Origin of the sequence: Oceanibium sediminis, assembly GCF_003265325.1 — a bacterium.
GTDB classification, from domain to species: domain Bacteria; phylum Pseudomonadota; class Alphaproteobacteria; order Rhodobacterales; family Rhodobacteraceae; genus Halovulum; species Halovulum sediminis.
Map to the genome: position 1 here is coordinate 18,435 of NZ_QGNX01000008.1, position 22,722 is coordinate 41,156.

Consider the following 22,722-nt stretch of genomic DNA (forward strand, 5'->3'; position numbering starts at 1 on the left):
GGTCTAATCACGGGGAGTATCTGCACAAGGAATAACCAGTTGCCGGTCACAATCGGGTCAGAAATTCGAACGCCGCCTGTTTTTCTGGCACCCTTGGCCGGGATCACCGATCTGCCTTTCCGCACATTGGTCAGCCGCTTCGGCGCGGGGCTGGTCGTGTCGGAAATGGTGGCGAGCCAGGAAATGGTGCAGGCGCGCCCCTCGGCCCGTGCACGGGCGGAACTGGGGATCGGCGCGGGCAACACCTCGGTCCAGATCGCCGGGCGCGAGGCGTACTGGATGGCGGAATGCGCCAGGGCCTGCGTGGGACAGGGCGCGCGGATCATCGACATCAACATGGGCTGCCCGGCCAAGAAGGTGACCAATGGCTATTCCGGCTCTGCCCTGATGCGTGAGCCGGACCACGCCCTCAGCCTGATCGAGGCGGTGGTGAATGCCGTGGACGTCCCGGTCACCCTGAAGATGCGCCTCGGCTGGGACGATGACAGCCTGAACGCCCCGGACATCGCCCGCCGGGCGGAAGCGGCGGGGCTTCAGATGATCACCATCCACGGGCGCACGCGCTGCCAGTTCTACAAGGGACGCGCGGACTGGGCGGCGATCGCTGCGGTCAAGGCGGCGGTGGCGATCCCGGTGATCGCGAACGGCGATATCGTCAGCCCCGAAACCGCGACGGCGGCGCTGGAGGCATCCGGCGCCGATGGCGTGATGATCGGGCGCGGCGCGCAAGGGCGCCCCTGGGCCCTGGCGCAGGTTGCCCACGCACTTTACGGAACGCCGCGGCCCGACGTGCCGGTTGGAACCGCACGAATTGACATGATTTCAGAGCATTACGAGGCGATGCTTAGTTTCTACGGCACCCCGCTGGGGTTGAAATGCGCGCGCAAGCACCTTGGCTGGTACATGGACGGCATGGACGCGCCCAAGGCCCTGCGCCGCACGATACTGACCGCGCAAACCCCCGCCGCGACGCTGAGCGCGCTGCGCTCACTACCGAACCACACAGATATCCGGAGGGCCGCGTGATGCCCCTGCACAGTGACGCCATCTGGAGCGCGGTCCCCTATCCGGCCTTCATCCTGAGCGCCGAGAATGCCATCGAAAGTTGCAACGCGGCGGCGGAGAACCTGTTCTCCATGTCGCTGAAACAGATGGCGGGCAAACCCCTGGCCGGGTTCGTCGGGTCCGACAGCCCGATCTTCGAGAGCATCCGCCAGGCCCAGGTCGGGATGAGTTCCGTCGTGCAATACGACGTCGATATCAGCTGGGGCGACAAGCCGCCGCGCATGTTCACGCTGCACGCCAGCCAGGTGCATGACGACAGCCAACGGATCCTGCTGCTGCTGCACCCGATGGGACTGGCGGCGCAGATGGACCGCACGCTCGGGCATCGCTCGGCGGCGCGCTCTGTCTCGGGGATGGCGGCAATGCTCGCCCATGAGATCCGCAACCCGCTGGCGGGGATCTCCGGCGCGGCGCAGCTGCTGTCGATGGAACTTGGCGACGGTGACCAGGAACTGGTCGACCTGATCCAGCAGGAAACCCGGCGCATCGGCCAGCTCGTGGAACGGGTGGAGGCTTTCGGCGACCTGCGCCCCGCGCAGCGGGACCCGGTCAACATCCACGACGTGCTGGAACGCGCGCGGCGCGCCGCGCAGGCGGGTTTCGCGCGCCATATCCGATTCTCGGAAAGCTACGATCCGTCGCTGCCAAACACGGTTGGCGACGCGGACCAGCTGATGCAGGTGTTCCAGAACCTGCTGAAGAACGCGGCCGAGGCCTGCCCCCAGGTGGGCGGTGCGATCAAGATCCGCACCGGCTATCAGCCGGGCGTAAAACTGTCCCAGCCGGGGCGGCAATCCGAAAGCCTGCCCTTGCTGGTCACGATCATCGACAACGGCGGCGGCATCCCCGAAACGCTGATCCGCGACATTTTCGACCCCTTCGTCAGTTCCAAGGTGAACGGTTCGGGGCTGGGCCTGTCGCTGGTGTCCAAGGTGATGAGCGATCACGGCGGCGTCGTCGAGGTGGACAGCCACCCCGGACGCACCGAGTTTCGCGTGCGCCTGCCGGTCTGGCGGGGCGACGACACAACCCCCACGAAGGAGACTGACTGATGGAAGGCACTGTCATCGTTGCTGACGACGACCGCACGATCCGCACGGTGCTCTCGCAGGCACTGACGCGCGCGGGCTGCCGGGTCCGCTCCACCGGGACCATCTCGACCCTGTGGCGCTGGATCGAGGAGGGGGAGGGCGATGTCGTCGTCTCCGACGTGATGATGCCCGACGGGGATGCGCTGGACCTGCTGCCCGCGATCCACAAGAAGCGACCCGACCTGCCGGTGATCGTGATGTCGGCGCAGAACAACATGATGACCGCGATCCGCGCGACCGAGGTCGGAGCGTACGAATACATCCCCAAGCCCTTCGACCTGCGCGAGGTGCTGAGCCAGGTGAACAAGGCCCTGTCCCGCCAGCAGGCGCAGCGCGGCGCGCCCGCGCCCGACACGCCCGAGGACAAGGCCCAGCCGCTGCCCCTGATCGGGCGCAGCGCCGCGATGCAGGACGTCTATCGCATCATGGCGCGGCTGATGACCACAGATCTCGGCGTGATGATCTCGGGCGAGAGCGGCACCGGCAAGGAACTGGTGGCGCGCGCGCTGCACAATTTCGGGTTGCGCAAGAACGGCGCCTTCGTGGCGATCAACATGGCCTCGATCCCGTCCGACATGATCGAGGTGGAGCTTTTCGGCACCAACGACCGCCCCGGCGAGGACGGCGCGGGCAAGTTCGAACAAGCCCAAGGCGGCACACTGTTCCTGGATGAAGTCGGCGACATGCCCAACGAAGCGCAGACCCGGCTGTTGCGCGTGTTGCAGGACAACGAGTTTTCCCGCGTCGGCGGGCGTGAGACGAAACGCGCCGATGCGCGGATCATCGCCGCCACCCACCAGGACCTGCGCGCCCTGGTGAACGAGGGCCGCTTCCGCGAGGACCTGTTCTATCGCCTGAACATCGTGCCCGTGCGCCTGCCGCCGCTGCGCGACCGGCTGGATGACATCCCGGACCTTGCCCGCGCCTTCCTGCGCAACGCCGAGGCCGAGGGCCTGCCGCGCAAGGCCATCGCCCCCGAGGCGCTGGACGAATTGCGCAAGCTGGAATGGGCGGGCAACGTGCGCGAGCTTGAAAACCTGATGCGCCGCCTGGCCGTGCTCTGTCCCGACGACACGATCACCGCCACCGTCGTGCAGCAGGAAATCAAGGCCCGGCCCAGTTCCGTCTCGGGCCCGTCCGCGTCGGGGGGCCAGCGCCTCAGCCAGGCGGTGGAAGGGCACCTGAAGCGCTACTTCGACCTGCACGGCGACAGCCTGCCGCCGCCGGGCCTTTACGACCGGATCATCAAGGAAGTCGAACTGCCGCTGATCGCGCTGTCGCTGGCCGCGACACGGGGCAACCAAGTGCGCACGGCGGAACTGCTTGGCATCAATCGCAATACTTTGCGCAAAAAGATCCAGGACCTCGACATTTCGGTGACACGCGGCAAGAAAATGATGTAGCCTCGCCACAGTACCGAGAAACCACGGGTCTGTCCCAAACGTGCAACAGAGCCAACCGTACCGCCTGTCCACCCACATCCTCGACCTGTTGAGGGAGCGCCGGGTGCGCACCATCACGACCTTCGCGCTTGTGGCGCTGGGGCCGGTTCTGGCTGTCCTGACGGGACTGGCGCTGGATACGGACGAGTTGTTGCAGGACAGGCTGTTACGGCCGATCCTTCTGTTCGATTTCATCTACGTTCTGCTGATCGCGGGATTGGTGGCGAAGCGCGTCGCCGCGACCTTTGCCGCACGTCGCCGGGAACGGGCCGGCTCGCGGCTGCACATGCGGCTGATGGGCGTTTTCGCGATTATCGCGCTCGTGCCGACGATTCTCGTCGCGGTCTTCGCCACCGTCTCGCTGAACTTCGGGCTGGAGGGGTGGTTCTCGGACCGGGTGCGCAACGTGGTGGGCAATTCCCTTGCCGCCGCGCAGGCTTACGAGGATGAGCACCGCCGCAACCTGACGGCCGATGCGGAACAGCTCGCCGCCTTCCTCAACAGCCAGAAAGAACGCTTTCCGCTGATCGCCCCCAGCCAGTTCCGCGAGCTGCTGAACCGGGGGCAGGTGCAGACCCAGCGCGAGCTGGTCGAGGCCTATGTGATCGACGCCGCCGGAGAGTTGCGCGCCCGGGGCGAGCGCAGCTACCTGTTCGATTACGAACGCCCGACGGACGCCCAGATCCAGGCCGCGCTGGGGGGCGAAACGGTCATCATAGAGGATGACGAGAACTACGAGTTCCGCGCGCTCGTCGCACTGCCCGCCTTCGCGAACAGGTTGCTCTATGTCTCGCGCGAGGTTGACGGCTCCATCCTGCAACTGCTTGACGAAACACAGGAAACCGTCGGCCTGTACCAGCAGCTTGAGCGTGATCGCGGCCGGCTGCTGTTCGAGTTCGCGCTGATCTACCTCGGCTTCGCGCTGATCGTGATCCTAGCTGCGATCTGGCTTGGGCTGTGGTTCGCCGAACGCCTGTCGCGCCCGGTCGGCCAGCTTGCCGCCGCGGCGCAGCGCGTCGGCGCGGGCGACCTGGAAGTGCAGGTGCGCGAGGAAACCGGCGACGACGAGATCGCCACCCTTGGCCGTGTCTTCAACCGCATGATCAACCAGGTGCGCGGCCAGCGCGACGCCCTGGTCGAGGCCAACCGCGAGACGGAGCGCCGCCGCCGCCTGTTCGACAGCATCCTCACCAGCGTGACCGCCGGCGTCATCGGGCTGGACGCGCAAGGGCGGATCGAGATGATCAACGCCGCCGCGACCGAGATGCTGGACCTGAGCCCTGGCCAGCCGAACCAGTTGCCGCTGGACGTGGCGGTTCCGGAATTCACCCATCCCTTCAACCAGTTGGAGCAACGCATCGGGGCAGTATCCCAGGCCGAGGTCCGCCTGAGCCGCAGCGGGCGCGAGGCGGTCCTGCTGGTGCGCATGTCCACCCGCGCGGGCGCGGACGGGCTGGTCGAAGGCTACGTGGTGACCTTTGACGACGTGTCCGACCTGGTCTCGGCCCAGCGGATGGCCGCCTGGGGCGACGTGGCGCGGCGCATCGCGCATGAGATCAAGAACCCGCTGACGCCGATCCAGCTGTCCGCCGAACGGCTCAGGCGCAAGTTCGCGCCGATGGTGGGCGATTCCCGCGAGCAGCTGGAGCAATACGCCGACGTCATCATCCGCCAGACCGGCGACCTGCGGCGGATCGTGGACGAATTCTCGAAATTCGCGCGGATGCCCGAGCCTGAGCGCAAACGCGCCGACCTGATGGCGGTGATCCGCGCGGCGGTGCTATTGCAGGACAGCGGGCGGCCCGATGTGACATTCGTCCTGCAAGCCCCGGATCATCCGATCGAGGCCAGCATCGATGAGACGATGATCTCCCAGGCGCTGACGAATTTGTTCAAGAACGCCTGCGAAGCCATTGACGACCGTATGGAAAAGTCAGACACACCCTTCAAGCCGGAAGTCCGCGTCCTTGTCAGCGACATCGACGGCGCGCTTCTGGTACAGATCCAGGACAACGGCAGCGGGTTGCCGGAACAACGCTCCCGCCTGTTCGAGCCCTATGTGACGCACAAGGAAAAGGGCACCGGGCTTGGCCTGTCGATTGTGCGCAAGATCATTGAGGAACACGCAGGACAGCTGGAACTGATGGACGCGCCACGGTTTGGCGACGATCAACACAGCGGGGCCGAAGCCCGCATTCTCCTGCCGGTCGGGCAGGACGGGCTGATGCCCGAAACACCACATAAGGCGGCGAATGTCGCATGAGACTGAGGTCAGGAGGACAAGCATATGGGTGATATTCTGGTCGTCGACGACGAGCGCGACATCCGTGAACTGATCGGGGACATCCTTCGCGACGAGGGGCACAGCGTGCGCCTGGCATGGGACAGCGACAGCGCCTATGGCGAGATCAACAAGGACGCGCCTGACCTGATCATCCTGGATATCTGGCTGAAGGACAGCAAGCACGACGGGATCGATATCCTGAAGTCCGTGCGGCGCGACAACCCGGCGATTCCGGTCGTGATCATTTCCGGCCACGGCAATATCGAAATCGCCGTCGCCGCGGTGAAACAGGGCGCCTACGACTTCATCGAGAAACCCTTCAACATCGACCAGCTGATGGTGGTCATCACCCGCGCCATCGAAACCTCGCGCTTGCGGCGGGAAAACGCCGCGCTGCGCACGAAGGACGGCGCCCCGGCGGAAATGCTCGGCTCTTCGGCGGCGTTTCGCAGCCTGAAGTCCCAGCTCGAGAAGGTGGCGCGCGGCAACGGGCGCGTCATGCTGACAGGCCCGGCGGGCTGCGGCAAGGAAGTGGCGGCGCGCTTCATCCACCAGAACTCGGACCGCGCCCGCGCGCCCTTCATCGTCGGCTCCTCCGCCTCGATCGAGCCCGAGCGCATGGAAGAGGTGCTGTTCGGCCGCTTCAGCCCCGAGCGCGGCCATGAGCCGGGCCTGTTCGAACAGGCCCACGGCGGGATCCTGTTCCTCGACGAGGTGGCCGACATGCCCGTCGGCACCCAGTCCAAGATCCTGCGCGTGCTGGTGGATCAAAGCTTCCAGCGGGCAGGGGGCTCGGACATCGTGCGGGTGGATGTGCGGGTGATCTCTGCCACCAACCGCGACCTGAAGGCGGAAATCGCCCTTGGCAACTTCCGCGAGGAGCTGTTCCACCGCCTCAACGTGGTGCCCATCACCGTACCCAGCCTGGATGCGCGGCGCGACGACATTCCCGAACTGGCCAAACACTTCATTGCGGAACTGAACGCCACCCAGGGCCTGCCCCTGCGCGCGCTCTCCTCCGAGGCGGAGGCGCATCTGCAGACAATGTCCTGGCCGGGCAACATCCGCCAACTGAAGAACGTGCTGGAGCGTTGCCTGATCCTCGGCCCCGACAGCGGAGAGATCGAGGCCGCGGAATTCCCCGGCGACACGGCGGCGGCGGCGGTGGACAACGCCAGCACGCTGATCTCGGCCATCTTCGCCGGGCTGCCGCTGCGCGAGGCGCGCGAGCAGTTCGAACGGGAATACCTGGTGGCGCAGATCAACCGCTTCGGTGGAAACATCTCTCGAACCGCCAGTTTCGTGGGCATGGAGCGCTCGGCCCTGCATCGCAAGCTGAAGTCTCTGGGGGTCATCACCACCGCACGGGGCGGCGCGCGGGTGGCTGACACGGCGGAAATGGAAGACGGCATATGAAAGTCATCATCTGTGGCGCGGGACAGGTCGGCGGACAGCTGGCCCGGCATCTGGCGTCGGAAGGCAACGAGGTGACGGTGGTCGACCAAGACGCGCTGCTGATCCGCCGCCTGACCGACCAGCTGGACGTGAACGGCATCGTCGGCTTTGCCTCTCATCCCGACATCCTCGAGCGGTCCGGCGCGCGGGATGCGGACATGATCATCGCCGCGACCCAGTCGGACGAGGTGAACATGGTCACCTGCCAGGTCGCGCACTCGGTCTTCTCGGTGCCGCGCAAGGTGGCGCGGTTGCGCTCTCGCTCCTACCTCGATGCGATCTATTCCGACCTGTACCGGCGCGATCACCTACCCATCGATGTCGTCATCTCGCCCGAGCAGGAGGTGGCCGAAGCCGCACTGCGCCGCCTTGCCGCGCCGGCCGCCTTCGACACCGAAAGCTTCCTTGGCGGCAAGGCGCAACTTGTCGGGCTGAAGATCGACGCCGAATGCGCGGTGGTGAACACGCCCCTGCGCCAGTTGTCCGAGCTGTTCTCGACCCTGCGCGCGGTTGTCGTCGGCGTCCGGCGCGAGGAACGGCTATTCGCGCCGGAGCCCGAGGACCAGCTTTTCACCGGGGACGAGATCTACCTCTTCGCCGCGACCGAGGACGTGGCGCGCACGATGGAAATCTTCGGCAAGCAGAACCGCACCACGGAACGCGTGATCCTGATCGGCGGCGGCAATGTCGGCCTGACCGTCGCCCGCGCGCTGGAGGACAGCCCGCGCAAGATCCGCCTGAAGCTGATCGAACGCGACCGCGAGGTGGCCGAGCGTACCGCAGACGCGCTGAACCGCACGGTCGTGCTGCATGGCGACGGCATGGATATCTCGCTGCTTGAGGAAGCCAACCTCGAACAGGCGGACGCGGTGCTGGCGCTGACGGATGACGACAAGACGAACCTGCTGAGCTGTGCGCGCGCCAAGGCCGAGGGCTGCCCGCTGGTCATCACGCTGATCAATGACCCGTCGCTGACGCCGCTGATGCAGCCGCTGGGGATCGACGCGCATATCAACCCGCGCGCCACGACAGTGTCCTCCATCCTGCGCCATATCCGACATGGGCGGATCCAGGCGGTCTATTCCATCGGCGACGCCGAGGCCGAGGTGATCGAAGCGCAGGTGCTGGGCACATCCCCCATCGCCGGGCGCCGCCTGCGGGAAGCCGACTGGCCCGAGGGGGCGCTGGTGGGCGCGATCCTGAAGGGGGACAAGGTGATCGTTCCACGCGGGGACACAATGATCGAGGAAGGGGACACGCTGACCGTGTTCGCCCTGCGCAGCGACGTGGCGGCAGTTGAAAAACTGTTCCAGGTCTCGATCGATTTCTTCTGATCCATGCTGGAACTTCTGCGCGTCTTTCCCCTGATCGTCATCCTGTCGCTTGCGGCAAGCGTTGCGATGATCCTGCCCGCGCTCCACGCGCTGTGGCTGGGGGACTGGGTGGTGATGCGCAGTTTCGTCTTCGCGGGCACGGTCTGTTTCGCGCTGAGCGCGATGGTCGGGCTGGCCCGCTTGAACCGCCCGGTGCGCCAGACCCCGGCGCGCCAGGTGGTCAGCCTCGTTTCCGCATATGTGGCGCTGCCCTTCGTGCTGGCCATGCCCGTTGCGCTGGTGGTGCCGCCGATCACCTTCGCGCAGGCCTATTTCGAGATGGCCTCCTCCTTGACCACGACCGGCGCGACAATCTTCGAGAACCCCGCCGCGATCCCCGAGCCGATCCACCTGTGGCGCGCGCTGACCGCCTGGCTCGGGGGGTTCCTGATCCTTGTCGCAGGGGTGGCGATCCTCGAGCCGCTGCAACTGGGCGGGTTCGAGATCCAGTACGCCGTGACAAGGGTCGGGGGCGAGCAGCGCCGCTCACTCGGGGGGGCGGCGCTCGGACATGAACGGCTGGCCTACTACGCGAGCAAGACGATGCCGATCTACCTTGCACTGACGCTGCTGCTGGCGCTGATCCTGACCATCCTCGGGGATCGCACCTTCGTTGCGCTGATCCACGCGATGTCCGTCATGTCGACCAGCGGCATCACGCCGCTGAAGGAATTCGCCGACGCCAGTTCCGGTCACACGGGCGAGGCGGTGATCTTCGCCTTCCTACTGATCGCCATCACTCGGCGCGCCAACATCCTGTCGTTCCACGGCGAAATGGGCCGGCTGGAGCGCGACCCCGAACTGCGCCTGGCGCTGGCCGTGGTCTTCGCGATCACCGGCCTGTTGTTCCTGCGTCACTTCCTCGGCGCGTATGAGGTGCGCGATCAGAGCAACCTCGTCGCGGCGGTCACCGCGCTTTGGGGCAGCCTGTTCAACGTCCTGTCGTTCCTGTCCACCACTGGCTTCAACTCGCAGGACTGGGCCTCGGCGCAGGACTGGTCGGGGCTGGACACGCCCGGCCTGATCCTCTTGGTGCTGTGCCTGTTGGGCGGCGGCATCGCAACAACGACGGGCGGCGTGAAGTTGCTCAGGGTTTATGCGCTCTACAAGCACGGCGTGCGCGAGATGCAGCGCCTGATCCATCCGAACTCGGTCGGCGGGGCAGGGGTCACGGCCCGGCGCATCCGGCGCGAGGGGGCGCAGGTCGCCTGGGTGTTCCTGATGCTGTTCCTGCTCGGCCTCAGCGCGGTCATGCTGGCGTTGACCGCGCTCGGCAAGGATTTCGAGGAAGCGATGGCCCTGTCCATCGCGATGCTGACCAACACCGGGCCCGCGCACAACCTGCTCGACCCGGACCTGTCGCTCGCCGCGCAGGACTTCCAGACCAGCGTGGTTTTGTGCATTGCGATGATTTTCGGTCGGCTTGAGGTGCTAGTGCTGGTATCTGCCCTGAATCCGGGCTATTGGCGCGAATGAGGGCAGATCGCACCGGAATCGGCTTAGTTTCTGCCTCTGCACTGGAAATCTGACAATAAAACCTTACAGTCAGCACCCGACAACGATGATGCCCGCCTCACGGGCGCGAATAAAAAGGCTTAAAAACAATGGCTGCCGACAAACAAAACCTGCAGGACGCATTCCTGAACAGCGTTCGCAAAGCGAAGATCCCGGTCACCATATTCCTTGTGAATGGTGTAAAACTTCAGGGTGTGATCACCTGGTTCGACAATTTCTGCGTGTTGCTGCGCAGGGATGGGCAATCGCAGCTTGTCTACAAGCATGCGATCTCGACCATCATGCCGTCCCAGCCGGTCTCACTTTACGAAGGAGAGGACAGCGCGTAAGTGCGCACGCACGTCCTTCACCCCAGCCTTACCGCTGACAAGAACCGTCGCCCGGCCGAGCTTGCCTTGGCCGAGGCCGTCAGCCTGACCGAAGCGCTGCCCGACCTGGAGATCATGGGCGGCACCGTCGTACCCGTGCCCAAGCCCCGGGCCGGCACCCTGTTCGGCACCGGCAAGCTCGAAGAGCTGAACCAGCTTTTCAAGGAAGAGGAAGTGGACCTCGTCATCATCGACGGACCGCTTTCGCCGGTGCAGCAGCGCAACCTCGAACGGGCGTGGAAGGTCAAGATCCTGGACCGCACGGGGCTGATCCTGGAAATCTTCGGCGACCGCGCGCAAACCCGCGAAGGGGTGCTGCAGGTCGAACTCGCCCATCTGAACTACCAGAAAACCCGTCTGGTGCGCAGCTGGACCCACCTCGAACGCCAGCGCGGCGCGCTCGGCTTCGTCGGCGGCCCCGGCGAGACGCAGATCGAGGCGGACCGCCGCGCGCTGAGCGAGCGGATCCAGGCGATCCGCAAGTCGCTGGAAAAGGTCGTCAGAACGCGGGCGCTGCACAGGGCAGGGCGCAAGAAGGTGCCGTTCCCCATCGTCGCGCTGGTCGGCTACACCAACGCCGGGAAATCGACCCTGTTCAACACCATCACCGGCGCGGACACTTTCGCCGAGGACCAGTTGTTCGCCACGCTCGATCCCACCATGCGCGGCATGACGCTGCCCAGCGGGCGGCGGGTGATCCTGTCCGATACCGTGGGGTTCATCTCCGACCTGCCGACGCAGCTTGTCGCCGCCTTCCGCGCCACGCTGGAGGAGGTGCTGGACGCCGACCTGATCCTGCACGTGCGCGACATTTCGCACCCCGAGACCGAGGCGCAGGCCCGCGACGTGTCCGCCATCCTGGCCGACCTCGGCGTGGACGAGGACCGGCAGGACCTGATGATCGAGGTGCTGAACAAGATCGACCAGTTGCCGCCCGACGAAGCCACCGCGATCGAAACCCGCGCCGCGCGCGATCCGCGTCTTGTCGCCACCTCGGCGCTGAAAGGGCGCGGGATCGACACGCTGCTGAGTGCCATCGAAACCGCGTTGGGTGAGCCGGTCACCGACGCCACCCTCAAGCTGAGCTTCGCCGACGGGCGGCAGCGCGCCTGGCTGTACGACCAGGGCGTCGTCGAGTCCGAAACGCAAGGCGACGCGGGCTATGAACTGCAGGTCAGCTGGACGGAGAAGCAACGTCAGTCTTATGAAGACATGACGTCAAAGCACTGAAGTAACTGTTCTTTTCATATCTTCCAGCGGCCCGATGTCCAGCTGGAGCCAATCCTTCATGTTCGAGCGGAACCAGGTCCGTTGTCGCTTCGCGAACTGCCGCGTCGCGATGACGGACCGCTCCAGCGCCGTCTCCAGCGGCATTTCCCCGGCCAGATGCGCCATGAGCTCGGCCGCGCCAAGCGCTTTTGACGATGGCAGCGCGGGGTCCCAGCGCCCGCGCATCGCCGCAACCTCGTTCAGCGCGCCGAGGTCGATCATCTGCCGGAACCGCGCCTCGATCCGCTTTGCCAGCACGTCCGGTGCGGAGTTCAGCACCACGCCAAGGGCATTATCAAGCGAAAGCAAAGGCGAGGGCGTCTCTTCCTGCCACGCGGAAAGCGGCTTCCCGGTGGCGCGGTGAACCTCCCAGGCGCGTTGCAGGCGCATGGGGTTGTTGCGGTCGATCCGCGCCAGAAGCGCCGGGTCATGGGTGGCAAGATAGTCCAGGAACCCTTGCGGTCCGCTGGCGCGCAGCCGGTCGCCCTCGGCCCGGATGACGTCGGGCGTGGGCGGAATCTCTGCCAGGCCGCGCGTCAGGCTGCTGAGGTAAAGGCCCGTGCCGCCAACGATAATCAGGCGCTTGTCCTGCGCCAAAAGCGGCGCGACATCCCGAAGCCACGCGCCAACGCTGTAAGGCGCGTTATAGGCGACATGGCCGTAAAGCGCGTGCGGCGCCAGCGCTTCCTCGTCCAGAGACGGGCGCGCGCTGAGGATGCGCCAATTGTCATAGACCTGCAGCGCGTCCGCATTGACGACGATCCCGTCGAGGTCGCGCGCAAGGGCCAGCGCCAGCGCGGACTTGCCGCTGGCGGTCGGGCCCGCGATCAGGATGTGACGGGGATCAGGCAAGACACTCACTCAAGCAACTGGACGGCATGGGAAATTCGACGGCGGGGGACATTTCCGGATGTGTATCAAAAATTCGCATAATCAATATTATGTTAAATATGGATCATGCGAAACTAGGAAAACAACGGGAAAACCAGGATCCGCGCGTCACAGCACTTCCCGCATGGCGGTGTCCAGCGCGGTGACGATTTCGTCGATATGCGCGTCTTCCAGGATGAACGGCGGCGCCAGGAGGATGTGATCCCCGTTCTGCCCGTCGATCGTTCCGCCCATCGGATAACACGCAAGCCCGGCCTTGAACGTCGCGGCCTTCAGCTTCTTGTGCACGCCACGGGCCGGATCGAAGGGTTTCTTCGTCGCGCGATCCTCGACCAGCTCGAGACCGCGGAACAGACCGCGGCCCCGGATATCGCCCACATGCGGATGTTGCCCGAAAGCCTGCTCAAGCGCGGATTGCAGCCGCGCGCCCATATCCGCGGCACGTGCGGCCAGCCCGCCATCGGTCAGCTTGCTCAGCACGACGTTCGCCGCCGCGCAGGCCATGGGATGCCCGATATAGGTGTGGCCGTGCTGAAAGAAACCCGAGCCGTTTTCGATCGCGGCATAGATCTGCCCGGTGCACAGCATCGCGCCGATCGGCTGGTAGCCCGCGCCAAGGCCCTTGGCGATGGCGCAGATGTCCGGCGCAACGCCGTCCTGTTCGCAGGCGAACAGCGTGCCTGTGCGCCCCATGCCGCACATCACCTCGTCCAGGATCAGCAGGATGCCGTGGCTGTCGCAGATCTCGCGCACGCGCTTGAGATAGCCCTCCACCGGCGGCACCGCGCCAGCGGTTGCGCCCACGACGGGTTCCGCGACGAAGGCCATGACGGTTTCCGGTCCGAGGCGCTGCACCTCTGCCTCCAGCTCGTTCGCGACGCGCTGGCCGTAGTCGAAGGCGCTCTCGTCGTCGCGGCGGCCGCGATACTCGTAACATGGCGAGATATGCGTGGTTTCGATCATCATCGGCGCGAACGGCTCACGCCGCCACTGGTTGCCGCCGGTCGCCAGCGCGCCAAGCGTGTTGCCGTGATAGCTTTGCTGGCGCGCGATGATGCGATGGCGCTGCGGCTGGCCGATCTCGAGGAAATACTGCCGCGCCAGTTTCAGCGCCGCTTCCATTGCCTCGGACCCGCCGGAGACAAGATAGACCCGCTCAAGCGCGCCCGGGGCATGGGCGATCAGCTTGTCCGCCAGCGCCTCGGCCGGGGCCGAGGTGAAGAAGGACGTGTGTGCATAGGCGATGGTATCCGCCTGCGCCTTGATCGCCGCCGTCACCTCCGCGTCGCCGTGGCCAAGGCAGGACACGGCCGCGCCGCCGGATCCGTCGAGGTAGCGCTTGCCGTCCGTGTCATACAGGTACACGCCCGTCCCATGCGAAATCATGGGCAGTTTCGACTTCGTGTGGCGTGGAAATACATGACTCATAGCGCGCTTCCGATCCTTTTGTGCGGGGCAAGACAGCGCCCCCCTGCCCCAGCTATAGCCCGCCAAACGCCCTGCGGAAAGGGTTGCGGACCCATGGACAGGGCCGCCTTGCTGTCGCAAATAGGCTGTCCATGTCGTTTTTAGGGGTTGCCCCCATGCCACGGAATTGCAACGATTTAAGGGACCACAAGAAGTGCCGGGCCTTCTGTCCGGCTCAACAGGTCCGGAGGGATATATATGCAAGGGGTAATCGCGCTTGTCGGCAAGCGTCTGTTACTTGGCCTTGGCACCCTGCTCGTCGTATCGATCATCATCTTTGGCGCGGTAGAGCTGCTGCCGGGTGACCTGGCGCAGCAGATCCTTGGCCAATCCGCTACCGAAGAAACAGTCGCAAACCTGCGCGAAGAACTCGGCCTGAACGACCCCTCTTATATTCGATATTTCCAGTGGCTGGGTGGCGCCGTCCAGGGGGACTTCGGCATCTCGCTCGCAAACAAGCGCTCGGTCGCGGAGCAGCTGGCCCCGCGTTTCGCCAACACGCTGTTCCTTGCCGGCTACGCCGCGCTGATCGCGGTGCCGCTGGCGATCATCCTTGGCGTGCTGGCCGCGCTGCTGCGCAACTCGGTCTTCGACCGGGTGTCCAACGCGCTGAGCCTCGTGTCGATTTCAAGCCCGGAGTTCTTCCTAGGCTATATCCTGATCGTGCTGCTTGCGGTGCAGAACCCGGTCTTCCCGGCGATTTCAAACGTGAACCCCGACATGGGGCTGTGGGAGCGGTTAAATCGCACCACCCTGCCCGCCCTGACCATGGCGCTGGTCGTCACCGCCTACATGATGCGCATGACCCGCGCGGCGATCATCAACCTGCTCGCCTCGCCCTATATCGAGATGGCGCGGCTGAAGGGCGTTCCCAACGGGCGCGTGATTACCCGCCACGCGCTGCCGAACGCCTTGGCGCCGATCATCAACGTGGTGGCGCTGAACCTGGCCTACCTGATCACCGGCGTGGTGCTGGTCGAGGTTGTCTTCGTCTATCCCGGCGTCGGCCAGTTGCTGGTGGACAGCGTGACCAAACGGGACTTCCCGGTGGTGCAGGCCTGCTGCCTGATCTTCGCGGCGACGTTCATCCTGTTCAACCTGCTGGCGGATGTGGGGGCGATCCTGTCCAACCCGCGCCTGCGGCATCCGAAGTGAGGGCGGGATCATGACAGCATTCACCATCATCTATTTCGCCTTCCTGATCACGGCCAGCTGCGCGGCGGCCTTCTACAAGTACAAGTCCGCGCTGCTGTTGCTGTTCACGTTGCTCTGCGTTTCTCTTCTTGCGGGGCTGCTCGGGGGCAGCGGAGTGCTGGTCAACATCGCCATCGGCTTCGGGCTGCTGGCGGCAGCGGGCGGCATAAGCTACGCGTTCCGTGAATCGATGGTCCAGATCCTGCCAGGCGAAGGCGCGAAACTGATGCGCACCGCTCCGCTGACTGCCGCCTTCGGGTTGCTGGTGATCATCACCTATGTCATTGCCGCCGTTTTCGCCCCTGTCATCGCGCCCTTTGGGGAAGCGGAGGTCGTGGGCGCATCCTTCGCGCCGGCGGATGACGTGATGATCCTTGGCGGCGATCAGCTGGGGCGGGACATGTTCTCTCGGCTGATCTACGGGGCACGCAACACGGTCGGGATCGCGATGATGACGACGGCGATCGCGTTTACCATCGGCACTATCGCGGGGCTTGTCGCCGCATCGGCCGGTGGCTGGGTCGACCAGGTGCTGGGCCGGATCGTGGACACGCTGATGGCGATCCCGCAGCTGATCTTCGCGCTGCTGCTGCTGACCATCGTCGGCACCAGCGTCGTGAACCTGACGCTGGTGATCGCGCTGCTCTACTCGCCGCTGATCTTCCGCCTGGCGCGGGCCGTGGCGGGCAACATCGTGGTGATGGACTATATCGAGGCGGCGCGCCTGCGCGGTGAAAAGACCTGGTACATCATCGCGCGCGAGGTTCTGCCCAACATCACCGCCCCGCTCGCGGCGGAGTTCGGGCTGCGGTTCTGCTTCGTGTTCCTGGCGATTTCCGCGCTGTCCTTCCTGGGCCTCGGCATTCAGCCGCCCACGGCGGACTGGGGCTCCATGGTGCGGGAGAACGCGACGCTGATCTCCTTCGGTGAGATCACTCCGCTGATCCCCGCCGCCGCCATCGCGCTGCTGACCGTCGCGGTCAACTTCGTGGTGGACTGGATGCTCCACATCTCCTCCGGGCTGAAGGAATAATCCCATGCCAAAAGACCAATCCGTCCTGCTGGAGATCCGGGACCTTCGCATCGAGGGCTACTCCGACGAACAATGGATCGAGATCATCCACGGCATCGACCTGACCCTGCACAGGGGTGAGGTGGTGGGCCTCATCGGGGAATCCGGGGCCGGCAAGTCCACCATCGGGCTGGCCGCCATGGGGTTCACCCGCGACGGCTGCCGGATATCCGACGGTACGGTGGAATTCGACGGCATGGACCTGACCTCGGCCACCCAGTCCGAGCGGCGGGCCCTGCGCGGCAAGCGCATCGCCTACGTCGCGCAATCGGCGGCGGCGTCGTTCAACCCGGCGCACAAGCTGATCGACCAGCACACCGAAGCGCCGCTATTGCACAAGCTGATGACCAAGGCGGAAAGCCAGGCCGACGCGGTCGAGCTTTACCGCCGCCTGCGCCTGCCCAATCCTGAGGACATCGGCTTTCGCTATCCCCACCAGGTGTCCGGCGGCCAGTTGCAGCGCGCCATGACGGCCATGGCCATGTCCTGCCGCCCGGACCTGATCATCTTCGATGAGCCAACGACCGCGCTGGACGTGACCACCCAGATCGAGGTGCTGGCCGCGATCCGCGACATCGTGGAGCAGTTCAACACCGCCGCGCTCTACATCACCCATGACCTCGCGGTCGTGGCGCAGATGTGCGACCGCATCAAGGTTTTCCTGAAGGGCGACGAGGTGGAGGAAGCCGCCACCCGCGAAATGCTCGAACACCCGAAGGAGGAGTACACCAAGTCCCTCTGGGCAGTGCGCAGCTTCCAGCGTGAGCAGAAGCCGCGCCCGCCGGAAGGCTCGACGCCGCTGGTCTCGATCCGCAACATCTCGGCTGCCTATGGTGATGTGAAGGTGCTGAACGATGTCTCTTTCGATATCCACCCCGGCATGACCGTCGCGGTGGTGGGGGAATCCGGGTCCGGCAAATCCACCACGGCGCGCTGCATCACCGGCCTGCTGCCCCCGACCGAGGGCGAGATCATGTTCAACGGCACCGCCCTGCCCCCGCGTTACCAGGACCGCACCAAGGACCAGTTGCGCCAGGCGCAGATGATCTACCAGATGGCGGATACGGCGCTGAACCCGAAGAAGACCATCGGCGAGATTATCGGGCGACCCTTGCAGTTCTACGCCGGGCTGCGGGGTGCCGACCTGAAGAAACGCGTCGATGAACTGCTGGACCAGATCGAGCTGGAGCCGTCGAAATACTACCACCGGCTGCCCTCGGAACTGTCGGGGGGCCAGAAACAACGGGTCGGCATCGCGCGCAGCCTTGCGGCGGAGCCGTCGTTCATCATCTGCGACGAGGTGACGAGTGCCCTCGACCAACTGGTGGCAGAGGGCATCCTGCGCCTGCTCGACCGGCTTCAGAAGGACCTGGGCTTGGCCTACATGTTCATCACCCATGACCTCGCGACCGTGCGTTCCATCGCGGACGAGGTCGTCGTGATGAAAGAGGGCAAGGTGGTCGAGGCGGGGCCGAAGGACGTGATGTTCCGCCCCCCGCACCACCCGTATACCGACCTTCTGCTCAGCTCGGTCCCGGAAATGGACCCGGATTGGCTGACCAACCTGCTGAACGAACGCGGGGTCGACAACGTCGGCGAAGCCGCCGCCGCCAGTTCAGGCGGCAACTGAGCCGGACCGCGCGGGAAAAGGCCCCCTTGCCCGGCCATGTACGCCGCTTTGCGTTCTGTGCAAGGTGGGTTTGCCGTATGGGCGTTTGATAAGCGCTAACATCGGTCATACCTGTGACGTGTCCAAGGGATGGGCCCTGGGACACGTCAAGGGATGAATGACATGAACGCGATCATCAACACGCTGAAAACTTCCGCAAGGAAGCGCCGTGCCTACAACCGCACCGTTGCCGCGCTGTCGGCCATGAACATCGATACCCGCCTCGACCTGGACATCTACGAAGGCGATATCCGCAAGATTGCCCGCAACGCCGTGTACGGCGCATGAGCGAGCAGAGGTCCGGGATCGGCCGGCCAAAGGCTTCCACGCCAAAACGAGATTGAAACGGGCTTGCATCATGCAGGCCCGTTTCGCGTTTAAGCCCCCCGTGTCAGCCCACGTATAGGCCCCACAAGGGCATAGGCAGGGGGCCGCAAAGCCCCCCGCCCTTGTCAGATCAGGCGAACCACCAGCGGTGATAGCCGCGCGCGCCGTCCAGCTCCCAGTTCGAGGCGATGTTTTCCTCGTGCATGACGTTGTCGCGCCGCGCCATCGTCCGGTTGCGGAAGAAGGGCACGATCGTGCCCCCGTCATCGCGGCAGAGCGTATGCATCTCGGTGTACATCTCCTGGCGCTTGGCGTCGTCCAGTTCCGCCTTGGCCAGCAGCAGCAGTTCGTTGAACCGCTCGTTCTGCCAGTGGCTTTCGTTCCAGGCGGCGTCGGACTTGTAGGCGAGCGAGTACATCACGTCCGGCGTCGGGCGTGCGCCCCACTGAACGAAGATGAACGGCTTCGTCAGCCAGACGTTGGACCAGTAGCCGTCGTTCGGCTCGCGCACCACCTCGATGTCGATCCCGGCGGCCTTGGCCTGCTCGGAATAGAGCACGCACATGTCGACCGCGCCGGACATCACCGAATCCGCCGCAGAAAGGCTGACCTTCAGGTTCTCCATCCCTGCTTCCTTCAGGTGGAACTTCGCCTTGTCGGGATCGTACTGGCGCTGCTCCAGGTCTGCCCAATAGGGCAGCGAGGGCGCGATCGGATGGTCGTTCCCGATGGAGCCATACCCGAAAAGGATCTTCTGAATGATCTCTTCGCGGTTGATCGCGTATTTCAGCGCCAGGCGCACGTTCACGTCGTTGAAGGGCTCCACGTCGCAGAACATCGGCAGCGTTACATGGCTGCCCGAGGGCACGTCGTCGATCAAGATGCCCGGCGCGCGGGTAAGAAGGCCCACGGTCTTCAGGTCGACGTCGGTGATCGCGTCGATGTCGCCGGTAATCAGCGCGGTCTGACGGGCGTTGGCGTCGTTCAGAACGACCATTTCGACCGCGTCGAACCAGGCGCCTTCGCGGTGCCAGCCGTCGTGGCGCTCAAGCTGGGTGCGCACACCCGGCTCATGCGCGACGATCTTGTAGGGGCCGGTGCCGTCCTGCGTGTCGAAGATCGCGTTGCCCGACCCGTCCGAGGGCAGCATCACGAGGTGATAGTCCGACAGAAGATATGGCAGATCGGCGTTGCCCGAGCGCAACTTGATGATCACGGCGTTGTCGCCATCGGCGACCACGTCGGTCACATCCGCCAGCAGCGCCTTCGCGGCGGAGGTGGTGTCATCGCCACGGTGATGGTTGAGCGAGGCGATCACGTCGTCCACGGTCAGGCTCTTGCCGCTGTGGAAGGTCACGTCCGGGGCCAGCTCGAAGCGCCACTCGGAGGCGTCGTCGGACGCGGACCAGCTTGAGGCGACGTCGGGTCCAAGCTCGTTCGTGTTGGTGATTTCGGTCAGGAAACTGCGGTGACAATGGGCCAGCTGGATTTCGAACACGGAGTCGTACTGCCCCGGGTCCATGCTGTCGGACGTGTTGCCGTCGTGCACACCGACGCGGAACGTCCCGCCCCTCTTGGGGGTCTGGGCTGCGACCTTGCTTGCCCACATGGTCGACGCGGCGGCTACACCTGCGCCAGTCGCCATCATGCCTTCCATGAAACCACGACGCCCGATGCGCTTGTTGCGCGCGGCCGACATGATGTCCGCCACAATTTTATCGGTTTCTCTGTCGCTCATATTACCTCCCGAGGTATGTATTTCGTCCGCTACAGCCTACCTGACTGATCAAGGATTGGAAGGTCAGACTTCCCCGAGTTCCAGTTCACGACAAATTCATCCGCTGTACGATAGGTTTCGGGCGGTTGCGTCCGCCCATTCTGCGCACCGGCGCGCGGCCTGCAATCATCGGCGCAAGCGGCGGGCCGGGCGTCGTCATGATTGATGTGGCCACGCGGCGGCGCTATGGCTGGTGGGATCAGGGTCACGCCACCCGCACATCGCCATTACCTCGGGATATCAGCTTTGGCCAAATCGCATCGCACCCGCCATCCGTTACTGCCCTCACCACCGCACGCTGGGGACGAACTGTCGAGGCGGGAGTTCCTGGCAACGGCCACCGCCCTCGGGATGAGCGCGTCGGCCGCCTATGGCGCGCTGGGCCTGGCCTTGCCCGGCCGCGCCCGCGCGCAGGACGCCGCTCCGACGGCGGCGACGCTGCGCTGCCAGATGCCCGTCTTCGACATCGGCGATCCGCGGCTGTTCGACTGGCCCGAGATGGGCAACGTCGCGCGAGGCCTGGTCGAGAACCTGGTGCGCTACACCCCCGATTTCACCCTGGAGCCCTGGCTGCTCGAAGGTTGGGACGTGTCCGAGGACGCGATGCGCTACACCCTGCGGCTGCGCCCCGGCGTGCAATGGTCCAACGGCGATCCGTTCACCGCCAAGGACGTGGCCTACAACCTGACCCGCTGGTGCGACCGCTCGTTGCCCGGCAACTCCATGGCCGACCGCATGAGCGCACTGATCGATCCCGCCACCGGCCAGCTCGCCACCGGCGCGATCGAGGTCACCGATGAGCTGACCCTCGTGCTGATCCTGCGCGCGGCGGACATCACCCTGATCCCCAGCATGGCGGATTACCCCGCGCTGATCGTGCACCCGGGTTTCGACGCCGCCGGCGCGAACCTCAGTGCGACCCCGATCGGCACCGGCCCCTACATGCTGAGCAGCGTCACCCCCGGCGTCAGCGCCGTGCTGGAGCGGCGCGCGGGCTGGTGGGGCGGCGAGGTTCCGATCGAGCGGATCGAGTATGTCGATCTCGGAACCGATCCGGCCGATTTCATCGCCGCCTTCGAAAGCGGTGCGATCGACATGTGCGACGACAGCACCGGCCCGTTCGTGGAACTGTTCGACAGCCTCGGCCTGATCCGCGAGGAGGTGCTTTCCGGCGCCACGCTCGTCGCGCGGGTGAACCGCACGACCGCCCCGGAAGAGGCCGGGTACACCGACGTGCGCGTGCGCCGTGCGCTGGCCCTTGCCGTGGACAACGCGGTGGTGCTGGAACTCGGCTACGCAAACCTCGGTGCGGTGGCCGAGAACCACCATGTCGGTCCGATGCACCCCGATTACGCGGATATCGGCCCGCCCCCGGTGGACCCGACGCGCGCGTTTTCCCTGATCGAGGAAGCGGGCGTCGCCGATTACGAGCATGAGCTGATCTCCGTCGATGACGACTGGAACCGCGCCACCGCCGACGCCATCGCCGCGCAGTTGCGCGACGCCGGGATCAAGCTGCGCCGCACGATCCTGCCCGGCGCGCAGTTCTGGGCGGACTGGCGCACCCATCCGTTTTCCTGCTCGGCCTGGGGCATGCGCCCCATGGGCGTGCAGGTGCTGAGGCTGGCCTACACGTCGGACGGGATGTGGAACGAAACCGGTTTCGCCGACGCCTCCTTCGATGCCCGGCTTGCCGACGCGCTTGGCACCGTCGCGCCGGAAGAGCGGCGCGCGATCATGGCCGAGCTGGAGCAGATGCTGCGCGAAGACGGCACGATCATCCAGCCCTACTGGCGCAAGCTGTTCCTGCACCACACCGACCGGGTGCAGGGCGTGCGCCGCCACCCGACGGACGAGCATCACCACGATCTCTGGTCGCTTGCCGCATGAGGGGGCGGGCGCGCCTCTCGCTGATCCTTCTGGGTCTTCTGAGCAGCGCGCCCCCGCTTTCCGCGACAACGATCGGCGGCGGTGTGACCGGCGGCGGCGGCGGCGGTGAGTTCCGCCTGCTGGATGCGCGCGACGGGCTTGTCGTCGGGCGCAACGCGCAGCAGAGCCCCGACCTCCATGCCTTTGACGAGGATCAGAATATCCTGATCGAACAGGATATCGCGGTGGATATCGGCGCTTACGGGCTGACCATCCCGGCGGGCTCCGTCGTTGCCAGTCACTACGTTTTCTTCGATCCCGCAGGGCCGATGCGCCAGGCGGGCTATGTGGAATTCGACGCGCCGATCCTTGGCATCGCGACCAGCCAGCGCACCATGGCGGCGACGGATTTCCTGGCCAACACGGATGTCACCTACCTCAACCCGCGCCTGCGGGGGTTGGAAAGCCGTGACATGGTCTGGATCGATACCGAGAACCCGTTCCGCGTCCGGGTCCTGTGGAGCGCCTCTTCCCCCGGGGATTACATCCGGGTGTTCACCTCGAAAAGCCCCGGGGTCTGAACGAAAAACCGCC

Annotated in this window: 18 protein-coding genes; 15 read left to right on the top strand and 3 right to left on the bottom strand. The window is 65.3% G+C overall.

Annotated features, from left to right (window positions below):
• The first annotated feature begins 39 nt into the window (after window positions 1–39).
• From dusB to hflX, 9 genes are all read left to right on the top strand, one after another.
• Window positions 40–1,026, top strand: coding sequence for a tRNA dihydrouridine synthase DusB (gene dusB / locus DJ029_RS17470; RefSeq protein ID WP_112323784.1), 987 nt, complete (start codon window positions 40–42; stop codon window positions 1,024–1,026).
• On the top strand, window positions 1,026–2,117 hold the full coding sequence (locus tag DJ029_RS17475) for a two-component system sensor histidine kinase NtrB (RefSeq protein WP_112323785.1): 1,092 nt from the start codon (window positions 1,026–1,028) through the stop codon (window positions 2,115–2,117). The genes dusB and DJ029_RS17475 overlap by 1 nt, the downstream gene beginning before the upstream one ends.
• Window positions 2,117–3,559: a nitrogen regulation protein NR(I) gene (gene ntrC, locus DJ029_RS17480; protein WP_258165099.1), complete on the top strand. Its 1,443-nt coding sequence runs from the start codon at window positions 2,117–2,119 to the stop codon at window positions 3,557–3,559. The genes DJ029_RS17475 and ntrC overlap by 1 nt, the downstream gene beginning before the upstream one ends.
• Window positions 3,560–3,599: 40 nt before the next feature.
• Entirely contained in the window at window positions 3,600–5,861 is a 2,262-nt protein-coding gene (locus DJ029_RS17485) for a sensor histidine kinase NtrY-like (RefSeq protein ID WP_112323787.1), read from the top strand.
• Window positions 5,862–5,885: 24 nt separating this feature from the next.
• On the top strand, window positions 5,886–7,298 hold the full coding sequence (ntrX, locus tag DJ029_RS17490; protein WP_112323788.1) for a nitrogen assimilation response regulator NtrX: 1,413 nt from the start codon (window positions 5,886–5,888) through the stop codon (window positions 7,296–7,298).
• Window positions 7,295–8,671, top strand: coding sequence for a Trk system potassium transporter TrkA (gene trkA / locus DJ029_RS17495; RefSeq protein ID WP_112323789.1), 1,377 nt, complete (start codon window positions 7,295–7,297; stop codon window positions 8,669–8,671). Before ntrX ends, trkA begins: the two co-directional genes overlap by 4 nt.
• Window positions 8,672–8,674: 3 nt before the next feature.
• Window positions 8,675–10,186 carry a TrkH family potassium uptake protein gene (locus DJ029_RS17500; RefSeq protein ID WP_112323790.1) on the top strand — a complete coding sequence of 504 codons (1,512 nt, stop codon included), beginning with the start codon at window positions 8,675–8,677 and terminating at the stop codon, window positions 10,184–10,186.
• Window positions 10,187–10,314: 128 nt separating this feature from the next.
• Window positions 10,315–10,554, top strand: coding sequence for an RNA chaperone Hfq (hfq, locus tag DJ029_RS17505; protein ID WP_112323791.1), 240 nt, complete (start codon window positions 10,315–10,317; stop codon window positions 10,552–10,554).
• A complete protein-coding gene (hflX, locus tag DJ029_RS17510; protein ID WP_112323792.1) occupies window positions 10,555–11,823 on the top strand; it encodes a GTPase HflX in 1,269 nt (422 codons plus the stop codon).
• Here the strand turns inward: hflX and miaA are convergent.
• Together miaA and DJ029_RS17520 are read right to left on the bottom strand one after the other, a co-directional pair.
• Entirely contained in the window at window positions 11,812–12,714 is a 903-nt protein-coding gene (miaA, locus tag DJ029_RS17515; protein ID WP_232823125.1) for a tRNA (adenosine(37)-N6)-dimethylallyltransferase MiaA, read from the bottom strand. The genes hflX and miaA overlap by 12 nt on opposite strands.
• Window positions 12,715–12,861: 147 nt before the next feature.
• Window positions 12,862–14,181 (bottom strand): aspartate aminotransferase family protein, encoded by a 1,320-nt coding sequence (locus tag DJ029_RS17520; protein WP_112323794.1) that lies wholly within the window; start codon window positions 14,179–14,181, stop codon window positions 12,862–12,864.
• A 237-nt stretch (window positions 14,182–14,418) separates the two neighbouring features.
• Here DJ029_RS17520 and DJ029_RS17525 point away from each other — a divergent pair, with 237 nt between their 5' ends.
• The 4 genes from DJ029_RS17525 (at window position 14,419) to DJ029_RS21960 (ending at window position 18,443) form a co-directional block, all read left to right on the top strand.
• Window positions 14,419–15,375, top strand: coding sequence for an ABC transporter permease (locus DJ029_RS17525; protein WP_112323795.1), 957 nt, complete (start codon window positions 14,419–14,421; stop codon window positions 15,373–15,375).
• A 10-nt stretch (window positions 15,376–15,385) separates the two neighbouring features.
• Entirely contained in the window at window positions 15,386–16,447 is a 1,062-nt protein-coding gene (locus tag DJ029_RS17530; protein WP_112323796.1) for an ABC transporter permease, read from the top strand.
• 4 nt (window positions 16,448–16,451) lie between these two features.
• Window positions 16,452–18,116, top strand: coding sequence for an ABC transporter ATP-binding protein (locus DJ029_RS17535; RefSeq protein ID WP_112323797.1), 1,665 nt, complete (start codon window positions 16,452–16,454; stop codon window positions 18,114–18,116).
• Window positions 18,117–18,278: 162 nt separating this feature from the next.
• Window positions 18,279–18,443 carry a hypothetical protein gene (locus DJ029_RS21960; RefSeq protein ID WP_198671185.1) on the top strand — a complete coding sequence of 55 codons (165 nt, stop codon included), beginning with the start codon at window positions 18,279–18,281 and terminating at the stop codon, window positions 18,441–18,443.
• Window positions 18,444–18,612: 169 nt separating this feature from the next.
• Here DJ029_RS21960 and DJ029_RS17540 read toward each other — a convergent pair whose 3' ends face one another.
• A complete protein-coding gene (locus DJ029_RS17540; RefSeq protein ID WP_112323798.1) occupies window positions 18,613–20,220 on the bottom strand; it encodes an ABC transporter substrate-binding protein in 1,608 nt (535 codons plus the stop codon).
• Window positions 20,221–20,610: 390 nt separating this feature from the next.
• Here DJ029_RS17540 and DJ029_RS17545 point away from each other — a divergent pair, with 390 nt between their 5' ends.
• On the top strand, window positions 20,611–22,149 hold the full coding sequence (locus DJ029_RS17545) for an ABC transporter substrate-binding protein (protein WP_232823126.1): 1,539 nt from the start codon (window positions 20,611–20,613) through the stop codon (window positions 22,147–22,149).
• Entirely contained in the window at window positions 22,146–22,709 is a 564-nt protein-coding gene (locus DJ029_RS17550) for a hypothetical protein (RefSeq protein WP_112323800.1), read from the top strand. Before DJ029_RS17545 ends, DJ029_RS17550 begins: the two co-directional genes overlap by 4 nt.
• Window positions 22,710–22,722: the final 13 nt, after the last annotated feature.